This is a genomic window from Psychroflexus gondwanensis ACAM 44 (assembly GCF_000355905.1).
In the GTDB taxonomy this organism is placed as follows: Bacteria; Bacteroidota; Bacteroidia; order Flavobacteriales; family Flavobacteriaceae; genus Psychroflexus; species Psychroflexus gondwanensis.
In genome coordinates this window covers 363,662-375,696 of record NZ_APLF01000004.1, presented here as the reverse complement: position 1 = coordinate 375,696, position 12,035 = coordinate 363,662, and the positions used below count along the sequence as shown (strand labels likewise).

Genomic DNA, 12,035 nt, shown 5'->3' with positions numbered 1-12,035 from the left:
AATTTAGATAGTCAAACATCAACAGATTATAAAGAAGAATAAAGTGAAAACGAATTTTAAAAGTTAAACGCTATGAGTCATACAGAAAAGAAGATTTTTAATGCTGACCAAACCCGTAGTTTGGAACAGATGTTTGATGCTAAAATCGCACGCGACGAAAAGATTGAACCAAAAGACTGGATGCCAGAAAAATATAGAAAAACACATATTCGACAAATTTCCCAGCATGCCCATTCTGAGATAGTAGGAATGCTTCCAGAAGCAAATTGGATTTCACGTGCACCGTCACTAAGAAGAAAAGTAGCGCTTTTAGCTAAAGTTCAAGATGAGGCAGGTCATGGTTTATACCTTTATTCTGCTTGTGAAACTCTTGGAATTTCTAGAGAAGAACTCTACGAGCAGTTGCATTCTGGTAAAGCGAAATACTCAAGTATATTTAATTACCCTACTTTAACCTGGGCAGATATGGGTGCGATTGGCTGGTTAGTCGATGGCGCTGCCATTATTAATCAGGTGCCGCTTTGTAGCACCTCTTTTGGACCTTATGCCAGAGCAATGGTGAGAGTTTGTAAAGAAGAGAGTTTTCACCAAAGACAAGGTTATGAGATCATGATGACCCTTTGTAACGGAACTCAAGAACAAAAAGACATGGCGCAAGATGCCTTGAACCGTTGGTGGTGGCCTGCTTTAATGATGCTTGGTCCAACCGATGAGCAATCTACACACACGGAGCAATCCATGATATGGAAACTGAAACGTAAGACGAATGATGAGTTGCGTCAACAGTTTATTGACCAAACGGTACCACAAGCAGATATAATTGGCCTGAACATCCCAGATTCAGATTTAAAATATAATAACGAAACGGGTCATTATGATTTTGGAGAGATAGACTGGGAGGAGTTTTGGCAAGTGGTTAAAGGCCATGGTATGTGTAATAAAGAGAGAATCTCCGCTAGAAAAAATGCCTGGGATAATGGAGAATGGGTAAGAGATGCCGCTCTAGCCTATGCCGAAAAACAAGCCGAAAGTCAAGACGCAAAACAGGCTGTTTAAGTCAAAATAGTACGATGACTAGAAATCGATTCTTAATAAAATGAGTATGAAAAAGAACTGGCCGCTTTGGGAAGTATTTGTAAGGAGTAAAAATGGCTTAGAACATCGCCATTTTGGAAGCTTACATGCTCCAGATGCTGACATGGCTCTCAAAAATGCGAGAGATGTTTATACGAGAAGAAATGAAGGAGTAAGTATTTGGGTAGTAGAATCCAAAAATATAAAAGCCTCCAATCCCGACGATAATGGAGAAATGTTTGAACCCGCAACAGATAAAGCATATCGCCATCCTACATTCTACGACTTACCAGACGATATTGAACACATGTAGAAAGGTATTTTCTCCTTCAAATTTATAAGACACTATCAAATGACAAATGAAAATTTAATACATTATATCCATGGTATCGCTGATAACTCAATGATTTTAGGTCAGCGTATTTCAGAATTGTGTGGTCACGGGCCTAATTTGGAAACCGATATTGCGTTAACAAATATAGCCTTGGATTTAATAGGGCAAACTCGGAGTTACTATCAATACGTAGCCGAATTGTCTCCAAAAGATATTACTGAAGATGATGTGGCTTTTTTAAGAAAAGAAAGAGAGTATAAAAATGTCCTCTTGGTAGAACAGCCAAATACAGATTTCGCATATGTCATTGTTAGACAGTATTTCTTTGATGTATTTCATTATTTACTTTTAAAAGAACTAGAGAAATCCAAGAATGTCAACTTTCAAGCTATCGCCAAAAAGAGTTTAAAAGAAGTGTCTTATCACAAGCGATTTTCAGGAGATTGGTTGAAAAGACTAGGAGATGGAACCGAAGAAAGTAAACAAAAAACTCAACAGGCCGTTAATGATTTATGGGTGTTTACCGATGAATTGTTTCACATGACAAAAGATGACCAAGTTGTCGCTGATGCTGGTTTTGGAGTGGATAATTCAACATTGAAATCTGAATATTATACAATGGTGAAGAGTTTGCTTGAAGAATGTAAACTCCTAATCCCCGAGGTAGAATATTTCCAAAAAGGAGGAAAAAAAGGAATACATTCAGAACATATGGGATATATTTTATCCGACATGCAGTTTATGCAGCGTACTTATCCAGATATGAAATGGTAAGTCTTACGTCTTAAATTGAGTTGGATACACCAAATTAAAAATATTGATTCAGCGACGTTATTTATAAACTTCTAAATTCACTATAGCTTTTGACTAAAGATGTCCACATAGATACAGAACTCTTTTCGATCCTCAAGTCGGTTCCGGATCCGGAAATTCCTGTGCTTTCTATTATCGACTTAGGTGTGGTAAGGTCTGCATATCTGGAGGGTAAGAATGCTTTTGTCGAGATTACACCAACCTACAGCGGTTGTCCAGCTATGGATGTGATAGGAGACGATATCAAAACCGAACTCAAGAAAAACGGTTATATTCCAAATGTTAAACTCATTTTATCTCCGGCTTGGACTACCGATTGGATGACCGATGAAGGAAAACAAGCTCTAAAAGATTATGGGATAGCCCCTCCTATGGACGCCACTTCAGATAAGGAGGCTTTATTAGGAAACAAACGGGTAATCCCCTGTCCTCAGTGTGAGTCTAAGAATACAAGATTGGTAAGTCAATTTGGCTCTACGGCTTGCAAGGCTATGTTTAAGTGCGAGGATTGCGAAGAAACTTTCGACTATTTCAAATGTCTAATTTAAAAGAATTTGGCGGTTCCCCTCTCATCGCTATCGCTATGGAGAGGGGTCGCGCTTTCGGCCGTCGCTTTCTCGTTAAAAAACGAGAAGAGCTCCAACAAAGGCCTCAATCCCTAACCGAGGCTAACTTCAAAAGGCTTTTTGTAAAGCTATTCACCTACAAATTTTTAAGTGGCTTTCAGTTTTCTAGTTCTAAAGCTCAGCTGCAAAATTCAAATCAGTTACATCTCAATTTCGTAACTTTTCGGTCTATTAATTCCTAAAATTTTAAAATAATGGATTCCAGTATTTTACTAAATATACAAGATCAAGTCGCCTATATTAAGTTCAATAGGCCTAAGAAATTCAATAGCTTCAATAGAGAAATGGCTTTCAACCTGCAGAAAACTTTAGACGATTGTATCAGAAATGATGAGGTGAGAGCTATAGTGCTTACTGGAGAAGGAAAAGCGTTTTGTGCTGGTCAAGATATACAAGAAATCACAGACCCCGAACAAAATCCTGGGTTTAAAAAGATCTTGGACGACCATTACAACCCGATTATCACCAGAATCAGAAATGTAGAAAAGCCAGTGATCGCTGCTGTTAACGGAGTCGCCGCTGGTGCAGGAGCTAATATTGCTTTAGCCTGCGATATAGTAGTAGCCTCGGAAGAAGCAAGCTTTATACAAGCCTTTTCTAAAATTGGTTTAATTCCAGATTCAGCAGGAACATTTTTTCTCCCTCGGTTAATCGGGTTTCAAAGGGCATCCGCTCTTGCAATGCTTGGAGATAAAGTAGGGGCTGTGGAAGCTGAGCGTATGGGGATGATTTATAAATATTTTCCTACAGAAACCTTTCAAGAGGAAGTGGAAAGCTTGGCTAAAAAGCTATCAAAAATGCCTACAAAAGCTTTGGCATACACCAAAAAAGCACTCAATAAATCTTTCAATAACTCCTTAGAAGAACAATTAGCACTAGAATCAGAATATCAAATTGCAGCTGCGTCTACAGAGGATTATGAAGAGGGAGTTGCCGCCTTTATCGAGAAGCGCAAGCCTGAATTTAAAGGGAAGTAGGAATACTGAATACTGGAAATTTCAGATTTCATATTTGATATTTTTTATTCCAAATTTCAAATTTATATTGAAAAAACATAATTATATGTAGCTATGACTTCCGCTGAATTAGAATATAGATTGATTGATTTTGCTGTTGGTTGTATTAAATTAACAAAGACAGTTGTCAAATCCTTTGCTGCAGAACACATGAGTGGACAATTAATACGCTCGTCAACAAGTTCTGCATTAAATTATTCAGAGTCAATTGGGGCATCTTCATATAGAAAATACTGAATAACGAATAGAGAATGTTTAACAGAGAATATTAAAAATTTCAGATTTCATATTTGATATTTCAAATTTAACTTGAAAAATATATTATTATAAGTAGCTATGACTTCCGCTGAATTAGAATATAGATTGATTGATTTTGCTGTTGGTTGTATCAAATTAACGAAAACAGTTGTAAAATCTTTTGCTGCAGAACACATGAGTGGACAATTGATACGCTCGTCAACAAGTTCTGCATTAAATTATTCAGAGTCAATCGGAGCATCTTCATATAGAGACTACATTAATAAAATGCAAATATGTTTAAAGGAATTAAGAGAATCGAAAACCAATCTAATTATCCAAAGTAAATCAGATTTTTATGAAGATAATAAGGCAACTGAATATTTAATAGAAGAAGCTAATGAGTTAGTGAAAATATTCTCAAAAAGTATAGCAACTTCTAAACAAAATAATAAAAAGATATAGACTTCAAAAGTAAGTATCTGACTTAAAATTTGAAATGTCATTTTTGAAATGAAAAATTTAAAACAATCATGAACATAGCTATCATAGGAAGCGGAACCATGGGAAGTGGTATTGCTCAAGTCGCTGCAACAGCTGAGTGTCGCGTAAAGATTTACGATACAAAAAAGGAAGCTTTAGAAAAGGCGAAGTACTCTTTAGAGAAAATCCTCAATCGTTTGATTGAAAAAGGACGTATAGATGAAACAGAAAAATCGAGGATACAGTCCAATATCACTTATGTGGAAAGCCTGAAAGACTTATCGGATGCCGATTTAACCATCGAAGCTATCGTCGAGAATCTAGACATCAAGCAAAAGGTTTTTAAAGAACTGGAGAGCTATCAATCCGACCAAGCGATAATAGCCAGTAACACTTCTTCACTTTCCATTGCGTCCATAGCCTCCGCCTTACAAAAACCAGAGCGATGCCTAGGAATTCACTTTTTTAATCCAGCTCCCTTGATGCCTTTGGTAGAAGTGGTGCCAGCTGTACAAACCTCAAGTAAGGTATTTGATGATGTATTTTCAATTATTGAGAGTTGGAAAAAAATAGCTGTTAAAGCAAAAGACACTCCTGGATTTATAGTGAATCGAGTGGCTAGGCCTTTTTATGGAGAAGCGCTGCGGATTTATGAAGAAGGTTTTGCGGGAGTACCAGAAGGGGAAGCCGGTTTTGCAACTATAGATTGGGCTATGAAAGAGTTTGGAGGGTTTAGGATGGGACCTTTTCAACTGATGGATTTTATAGGGAATGATGTCAACTACACCGTAACAGAAACTGTTTTTACTGCTTTTTACTACGATCCGCGTTATAAGCCATCTTTGACACAAAAACGCTATGCTGAAGCAGGATATTTAGGTAGGAAATCTGAAAAAGGATTTTATAATTATTCAGAAAATGCCAAGAAAACTGTTCCTGTAAAGGATAAAGTTCAGGGTGAAAAAATATGCAATAGAATCCTCGTTATGCTTATGAATGAAGCTGCTGATGCCTTATTTTTGAATATTGCTACAGCCAAAGACATCGATTTGGCAATGACCAAAGGTGTTAATTATCCGAAAGGCTTACTGAGGTGGGCCAATGAAAAAGGAATCGATTGGTGCGTAGAACAGATGGACCTTCTTTACGATACGTATAGAGAAGATCGCTACAGATGTAGTCCAATGTTACGCCAAATGATGGAAGAAAATAAAGTGTTTGAGGTTTAGGAATTTAAATATGTTAATCAACCTATGAAACCAACTGCCATACCCGAAAAAATGCTTTCCCAAGATGCCTTTAGTTCTTGGCTAGGTATTGAAATTTTGGAAGTTAGCCTTGGAAAATGCAAGATAGGCTTGAAAATAAGAAGGGAAATGCTGAATTCTATGCAGAAAGCCCATGGCGGCATTACCTATGCCTTGGCAGATACTGCCTTCGGTTTTGCAGCGAATACCTACGGAAACTATGCAGTTTCTATAGAAACATCAATTAACCATATAGAAACCTTGCATGAAAATGATTATATCACAGCAGAATCAACAGTAGAAGTCACCAAAAACAAGCTAGGATTTCACTTTGTTGAACTTAAAAAGGGAGACAAAATAGTAGCCTTATTCAAGGGAGTGGTTTATAGAACTTCTAAAGAATGGGAGTAAGTCATTAATAATAGAATTTACTTTTAGATAATAATAAAATATGGACGCGTATATTATAGATGGCATAAGAACGCCAATAGGAAATTATAAGGGAACCCTGTCTCCAGTAAGGGCAGACGATTTAGGGGCTTTGGTTATTAAAGAAGTAGTAAAGCGAAATCCTGAAATTCCCAAAGAAGTTTATGATGATGTGATTTTAGGATGTGCCAATCAAGCTGGTGAAGACAATCGAAATGTAGCTCGTATGTGTTCGCTGTTAGCGGGTTTACCTTTTACAGTACCAGGGGAAACCGTGAACCGATTGTGTAGTAGTGGACTTTCTGCTATTATACACGCAAATAGGGCAATAAAAGCTGGAGATGGCGATGTCTTTATAGCGGGAGGGGTTGAGCACATGACTCGAGGGCCTTATGCTATAGCAAAACCCTCTTCGGCTTATGGAAATGATGCTAAAATGTACGACACAAGCTTTGGGTGGAGATTTATTAATCCAAAAATGGAAGAGCTTTATGGAACAGACGGTATGGGCGTTACCGCTGAAAATCTCGTGGACATTCATAAAATTTCACGAGAGGACCAAGATGCTTTTGCATATCGCTCCCAAATGAAGGCTACAAAAGCTCAAGAAAACGGCAGACTTTCTAAAGAAATTATTGGCGTAGAAATCCCACAACGAAAAAAAGATCCGATCTTATTTGATCAAGATGAATTTATAAAGCCACAAACCCAATTGGAGATTTTGGGTAAATTAAGACCGGCATTCCGTAAAGACGGGAGTGTAACAGCAGGTAATTCTTCGGGTCTTAATGATGGAGCAGCAGCTACTCTTATAGCTTCAGAAAACGCTGTAAAAAAATACGGACTTAAACCAATGGCTAAAATCCTGAGTTCTGCCGTCGTTGGCGTTGAACCAAGAATCATGGGTATTGGACCTGTGGAAGCTTCCAACAAAGCCTTGGTGAAAGCTGGTTTAAAAATGGAGGACATGGACATTATTGAGCTTAATGAAGCTTTTGCTGCCCAATCTCTAGCCTGTATAAGAGCTTGGGGCTTAAAAGATGATGACGTTAGAATTAATCCTAACGGAGGAGCAATTGCCATTGGCCACCCTCTTGGGGTAACCGGAGCCCGATTAGCCTATTCAGCAGCTTTAGAATTAAAACTAACTGGAAAGAAATACGCCCTAGTGACGATGTGTGTTGGTGTAGGACAAGGTTACGCAGCAGTAATTGAAAATGTGAGCTAAGTTTTTGCTTTAGAATAATAAATTAGGTAATTTAAATAGTGATGAACTGTCTAAAATTATTGAAAGCCTCAACAAAATTATTAAATATTAGTTTTAAACTCTTTAAAATAAACTATGCAAACCACACAAAGTTATATTCAAGGTCAATGGACACAGGGAAAAGGAGAAGGTAGACCTATCTTCGATTCCATAACTGGGGAACATTTTACAAACATCAACGTGGATGGTTTCGATATTCCTGAAGTCCTCGCCTATGGAAGAGAAAAAGGAGATACTTTAAGAAAGATGACCTTTCAGGAGCGCGGAAATATGCTGAAGGCTTTAGCATTTCATCTTCAAAAAAAGAAAAGAGCCTTTTATGATTTAAGTTACAGAACAGGAGCTACCAAAATGGATTCTTGGTTCGATATCGATGGAGGTTTCGGTAATCTTTTTGCCAATGCTTCTCTGCGTAAACTGTTTCCTAATCAACCTTTTGATGTGGAAGGGGATCCTATAGATTTATCACACGGTGGTCGTTTTATGGCCCATCATATCTTAGTTCCTAAAGAAGGAGTTGCTATTCATATCAACGCTTTTAACTTCCCAGTCTGGGGTATGTTGGAAAAATGTGCGGTCAATTGGATGGCTGGTGTACCTGCAGTAGTCCTTCCAGCGCCACAGTCGGCTTATTTAACTGAAGCTGTCGTCAAAGAAATTATTGCTTCTAGAATTTTGCCAGAAGGCGCTTTACAGCTTATCAGTGGGACGGCAAAGAATATTTTAGACTCTACAGAATCTCAAGATATTGTCACCTTTACAGGGTCGGCCAAAACGGGTCGGTTACTTAAAAATCATCCTAGACTTTTAGAAGAATCTGTGCCTTTTACGATGGAAGCCGACTCTTTGAACGCTTCCGTTTTAGGGGAAGATGCTGTACCTGGGACACCAGAATTTGATTTGTTTATTCGGGAGGTTCGAAATGAAATGACCGTAAAATGTGGTCAAAAGTGTACAGCGATACGACGTATTCTAGTTCCAGAACACCTCATGGAAGATGTGCAAATTGCTTTAGGAAAAGCCTTAGACAAAGTTACGCTAGGCGACCCCCGACTCAAAGAAGTTCGCATGGGCAGTTTAATTGATAAGAACCAAGTAGAGGCCGTTATAAAGTCAATTTCAGAACTCTCAAAAACAGCTGAGCTCGTTTTTGGCGATTTTGATGAAGCTAAAACCATTGGAGCTGATTATGCAAAAGGAGCTTTCATGAAGCCTATTTTACTAAGAGAAAATCATCCTTTTGAAAACGAAGCCGCCCATATTACAGAAGCTTTTGGTCCTGTAAGTACACTTATGCCTTATAAAACCTTGGAAGATGCTATAAAATTATCTAAAAAAGGAAAGGGCTCATTAGTCAGTTCTATCTTTACCAATAGTGACATTATTGCAAGAGACTATACCATTCAAGCAGCTTCTCATCATGGTAGAATACTGTCGATCAATAGAGAATCTGCTAAGCAAAGCACAGGTCACGGTGCGCCATTACCAAGTCTAGTTCACGGTGGCCCAGGCAGGGCTGGCGGTGGCGAAGAAATGGGTGGAAAGCGTGGTATTAAGCATTTTATGCAGCGTTGTGCTATTCAAGGAAGTCCAACAACATTAACCGAAATTACTGGAATTTATCAACCCAAAGCTGACTATAAAGATGCTGAAAAGCATCCCTTTGCTTACCATTGGGAGGATATTCAACCTGGGATGTCCCTCAAAACTCATAACCGTACTTTGACGGATACCGATATTATTAATTTCGGAAACCTAACTTGGGACCATTTTTATGCGCATACCGACATTACTTCTTTAGAAGGCAGTATTTTTGAACAGCGGACTGCACATGGTTATCTTATTATTTCTGCTGCAGCTGGATTGTTTGTATATCCTAACAAAGGACCTGTAGCGGCCAATTACGGCTTAGAGGAAATCCGATTTCTACGCCCCTTATATCATAATGATACTATTCATGTGCGCTTAACCTGTAAAGAAAAGGTAGACCGCGATCAAAAAGGAAAAGAGTTACCCAGCGGTATTGTAAAATGGTTCGTGGAAGTCTTCGATACAGAGGCTGTGGAAGAGGACGATAAGTTAGTCGCTATTGCTACGATCTTGACAATGGTACAGAAAAAACAAACCACTTTTCATGAAGTAGATCGATCTTTTATTGAAGAAAAGTTGAGCGATTTAGATGAATCGGCAACTGCTCAATGGGGAATGATGACACCACAGCATATGGTAGAACATCTCGAAATGAGTTTGCGAATCGCTACAGGTGAAATTTCCAATTTTGAAATTAATACTCCAGAAGAACATATTGACAAAGTTCAAGAAACTTTATATAATTATGAAAAAATGCCTAGGGGCTATAAAATGCCTTTGATGAAGAAAGATGAGTTGGAAACTTTGAAGCATGAGAGCTTATCTAAAGCTAAAACATCTCTGCTAGAGGCGTATGATAATTTTGTGGTATTCTTTAGAGAGGATCCTAAGGCGACTACCAAAAACGCAGTCTTCGGTGAACTTAATAGTTTTGATTGGAAACTATTAAACCGCAAGCATTTTAATCACCATTTTGAGCAATTTGGGTTGCTGTAAAAAAGCAGATTTACTTACTTTAAATGATCTAGCTAAATGTTAATCCAATTGTTTATCAGACTAACAATCATTAGTTTTGAAAAGCATTCGAAAACGATTGAGAAATACAGAAAAACATGACCAAACCATACGTAAAAAAAGATATTAAGGACAAAATTGCAACTATTGAATTTTTTCATCCAGCTCATAATTCTTTGCCTAGTGATATCTTGGCAGAACTGGCAAGTACCATCACAGACGCAGGCAAAGACGATGAGGTTTTAGTAATCATTTTAAAATCTGGAGGAAATCGTACCTTTTGTGCTGGAGCAAGCTTTAAAGAGCTGATTTCCATTAATGATGAAGCGACAGGCGAAACCTTTTTTAGTGGATTTGCCAATGTGATCAATGCGATGAGGAAATGCCCAAAATTTATCATTGGTCGCGTGCAAGGAAAAACTGTTGGCGGTGGAGTTGGATTAGCCTCTGCTATGGATTACTGCATGGCCACGCAATATTCAGCAATTAAACTCAGTGAATTAAATTTAGGCATTGGGCCTTTTGTCGTTGGACCTGCTGTAGAACGCAAACTGGGCGTAAGTGGAATGTCACAAATAGCTATCGATGCCAATACCTTTTATTCAGCAGAATGGGCAAATCAAAAAGGATTATTTGCAAAGGTTTTTGATACTACTGAAGAGTTGGATCTCGCTGTAGAAGAGTTTGCTAAAAACGTGTGTGAATATAATCCAGAGGCGGTAAAACATATGAAGCAAATGTTTTGGCGAGGGACTGAAGATTGGGATGAACTTCTTCTAGAACGTGCTAAAATAAGCGGTAAGCTGGTGTTGAGTTCGTTTACTAAGGAGAAGTTGAAGAGGTTTGAATAGAGAGGAGTTATGAGAGGTGAGTAATATGGAAAGTAACTATCATTTTAAGTTTGAAGATTTAAAAGTTTATCAAAAAGCCATTGATTTTGGTGAGCAAGTAAATCATCAGATAGAAAATTTCCCAAGTCATGAAACATATAAATTAGCTTCTCAATTCATCCGAGCAGCAGATTCTATAGCCTTGAATATTGCAGAAGGCTCGGCCAGTTCTGATGCTAATTTTGGAAGATACTTGAAAATGGCGTGGAATAGCTGTCATGAATGTGTTGCAGCATCAACTAAAGCAAAACTTCGAAATTATATAAGCTTCGAGGTAGATGAAGAAAATAGGAAAAAAATTACTGAAATATCTAAAATGATTTCAGCTTTAATAAAACACCTTAGAAATAAATAATGAATCTATATTGACTCACCTCTCACCTCTAATTAACTAATTATGATCTACAAATTCAAAAACCATATCCCTGTTGTTCACGAATCGAGTTTCGTACATCCCTTGGCCGCAGTCACTGGTAATGTGATTATAGGAAAAGACTGTTATATTGGTCCAGGTGCTGCTATTCGTGGAGATTGGGGCGAAATTATTCTAGAGGATGGGGTTAATGTTCAGGAAAATTGTACGGTCCACATGTTTCCAGGTAAACGCATTACCTTAAAAAAAGGAGCACATGTAGGTCATGGTGCGATTATCCATGGAGCAAATTTAGGAGAAAACTGTATGATTGGTATGAATGCTGTAATTATGGATGATGCTGAAATTGGTGAGGAGTGCATCGTTGGAGCTTTGGCATTTGTAAAAGCAGAATCTAAGTTTCCTAAACGCAGTTTGGTGGTTGGAAATCCTGCAAAGATCATAAAAGAAGTCTCAGAAGACATGATCGCATGGAAATCCGCAGGAACCAGATTATACCAACGTTTGCCTGCAGACTGTCATGAAAGTTTAGAAGAAGTGGAACCCCTTAGAGAGATTCCCGAACACCGTCCAAAACAAGAGAATTTCTACAAGACGCTTGAGGAATTCCGGAAGAAAGATTAACATGAATTAATAGACCTT

General features: G+C 38.1%; 14 protein-coding genes. All 14 read left to right on the top strand.

Annotation, left to right across the window (positions count from 1 at the left end):
* The first annotated feature begins 72 nt into the window (after positions 1-72).
* The 14 genes from paaA to PGOND44_RS05435 all read left to right on the top strand — a co-directional run bounded on the left by paaA (position 73) and on the right by PGOND44_RS05435 (position 12,017).
* Positions 73-1,056 (top strand): 1,2-phenylacetyl-CoA epoxidase subunit PaaA, encoded by a 984-nt coding sequence (gene paaA / locus PGOND44_RS05505; protein WP_003437699.1) that lies wholly within the window; start codon positions 73-75, stop codon positions 1,054-1,056.
* A gap of 46 nt (positions 1,057-1,102) precedes the next feature.
* Positions 1,103-1,387, top strand: coding sequence for a 1,2-phenylacetyl-CoA epoxidase subunit PaaB (gene paaB, locus PGOND44_RS05500; RefSeq protein ID WP_003437695.1), 285 nt, complete (start codon positions 1,103-1,105; stop codon positions 1,385-1,387).
* A gap of 39 nt (positions 1,388-1,426) precedes the next feature.
* Complete coding sequence (paaC, locus tag PGOND44_RS05495) at positions 1,427-2,182, top strand: 1,2-phenylacetyl-CoA epoxidase subunit PaaC (RefSeq protein ID WP_003437693.1); 756 nt, start codon at positions 1,427-1,429, stop codon at positions 2,180-2,182.
* Positions 2,183-2,271: 89 nt separating this feature from the next.
* The gene (paaD, locus tag PGOND44_RS05490) at positions 2,272-2,769 is read left to right on the top strand and encodes a 1,2-phenylacetyl-CoA epoxidase subunit PaaD (RefSeq protein ID WP_040555814.1); all 498 of its coding nucleotides are present in this window, start codon (positions 2,272-2,274) and stop codon (positions 2,767-2,769) included.
* Between the two features lie 272 nt (positions 2,770-3,041).
* Positions 3,042-3,824 carry an enoyl-CoA hydratase-related protein gene (locus PGOND44_RS05480; protein WP_003437690.1) on the top strand — a complete coding sequence of 261 codons (783 nt, stop codon included), beginning with the start codon at positions 3,042-3,044 and terminating at the stop codon, positions 3,822-3,824.
* Between the two features lie 93 nt (positions 3,825-3,917).
* A complete protein-coding gene (locus PGOND44_RS05475) occupies positions 3,918-4,100 on the top strand; it encodes a four helix bundle protein (RefSeq protein ID WP_003437688.1) in 183 nt (60 codons plus the stop codon).
* Positions 4,101-4,199: 99 nt separating this feature from the next.
* Positions 4,200-4,565 carry a four helix bundle protein gene (locus PGOND44_RS05470; RefSeq protein WP_003437686.1) on the top strand — a complete coding sequence of 122 codons (366 nt, stop codon included), beginning with the start codon at positions 4,200-4,202 and terminating at the stop codon, positions 4,563-4,565.
* A 68-nt stretch (positions 4,566-4,633) separates the two neighbouring features.
* The gene (locus PGOND44_RS05465; protein WP_003437684.1) at positions 4,634-5,812 is read left to right on the top strand and encodes a 3-hydroxyacyl-CoA dehydrogenase NAD-binding domain-containing protein; all 1,179 of its coding nucleotides are present in this window, start codon (positions 4,634-4,636) and stop codon (positions 5,810-5,812) included.
* 24 nt (positions 5,813-5,836) lie between these two features.
* Positions 5,837-6,241, top strand: coding sequence for a PaaI family thioesterase (locus PGOND44_RS05460; RefSeq protein ID WP_003437682.1), 405 nt, complete (start codon positions 5,837-5,839; stop codon positions 6,239-6,241).
* A gap of 40 nt (positions 6,242-6,281) precedes the next feature.
* Positions 6,282-7,487, top strand: a complete 1,206-nt coding sequence (gene pcaF / locus PGOND44_RS05455) for a 3-oxoadipyl-CoA thiolase (protein ID WP_003437681.1) — start codon at positions 6,282-6,284, stop codon at positions 7,485-7,487.
* Positions 7,488-7,601: 114 nt separating this feature from the next.
* A complete protein-coding gene (gene paaZ / locus PGOND44_RS05450) occupies positions 7,602-10,112 on the top strand; it encodes a phenylacetic acid degradation bifunctional protein PaaZ (RefSeq protein ID WP_003437679.1) in 2,511 nt (836 codons plus the stop codon).
* Between the two features lie 116 nt (positions 10,113-10,228).
* A complete protein-coding gene (locus PGOND44_RS05445) occupies positions 10,229-10,981 on the top strand; it encodes an enoyl-CoA hydratase/isomerase family protein (protein WP_003437677.1) in 753 nt (250 codons plus the stop codon).
* Between the two features lie 25 nt (positions 10,982-11,006).
* Positions 11,007-11,375 carry a four helix bundle protein gene (locus PGOND44_RS05440; protein ID WP_003437676.1) on the top strand — a complete coding sequence of 123 codons (369 nt, stop codon included), beginning with the start codon at positions 11,007-11,009 and terminating at the stop codon, positions 11,373-11,375.
* 42 nt (positions 11,376-11,417) lie between these two features.
* Positions 11,418-12,017, top strand: coding sequence for an acyltransferase (locus tag PGOND44_RS05435; protein ID WP_003437675.1), 600 nt, complete (start codon positions 11,418-11,420; stop codon positions 12,015-12,017).
* Positions 12,018-12,035 lie beyond the last annotated feature (18 nt).

Bases quoted from the DNA above. Each gene is read 5' to 3' on its own strand.
- PGOND44_RS05435 (WP_003437675.1), top strand. From the start codon at position 11,418: ATGATCTACAAATTCAAAAACCATATCCCTGTTGTTCACGAATCGAGT.
- paaA (WP_003437699.1), top strand. From the start codon at position 73: ATGAGTCATACAGAAAAGAAGATTTTTAATGCTGACCAAACCCGTAGT.
- PGOND44_RS05475 (WP_003437688.1), top strand. From the start codon at position 3,918: ATGACTTCCGCTGAATTAGAATATAGATTGATTGATTTTGCTGTTGGT.
- PGOND44_RS05480 (WP_003437690.1), top strand. From the start codon at position 3,042: ATGGATTCCAGTATTTTACTAAATATACAAGATCAAGTCGCCTATATT.
- PGOND44_RS05470 (WP_003437686.1), top strand. From the start codon at position 4,200: ATGACTTCCGCTGAATTAGAATATAGATTGATTGATTTTGCTGTTGGT.
- paaZ (WP_003437679.1), top strand. From the start codon at position 7,602: ATGCAAACCACACAAAGTTATATTCAAGGTCAATGGACACAGGGAAAA.
- pcaF (WP_003437681.1), top strand. From the start codon at position 6,282: ATGGACGCGTATATTATAGATGGCATAAGAACGCCAATAGGAAATTAT.
- PGOND44_RS05465 (WP_003437684.1), top strand. From the start codon at position 4,634: ATGAACATAGCTATCATAGGAAGCGGAACCATGGGAAGTGGTATTGCT.
- paaC (WP_003437693.1), top strand. From the start codon at position 1,427: ATGACAAATGAAAATTTAATACATTATATCCATGGTATCGCTGATAAC.
- PGOND44_RS05445 (WP_003437677.1), top strand. From the start codon at position 10,229: ATGACCAAACCATACGTAAAAAAAGATATTAAGGACAAAATTGCAACT.
- paaB (WP_003437695.1), top strand. From the start codon at position 1,103: ATGAAAAAGAACTGGCCGCTTTGGGAAGTATTTGTAAGGAGTAAAAAT.
- PGOND44_RS05440 (WP_003437676.1), top strand. From the start codon at position 11,007: ATGGAAAGTAACTATCATTTTAAGTTTGAAGATTTAAAAGTTTATCAA.
- PGOND44_RS05460 (WP_003437682.1), top strand. From the start codon at position 5,837: ATGAAACCAACTGCCATACCCGAAAAAATGCTTTCCCAAGATGCCTTT.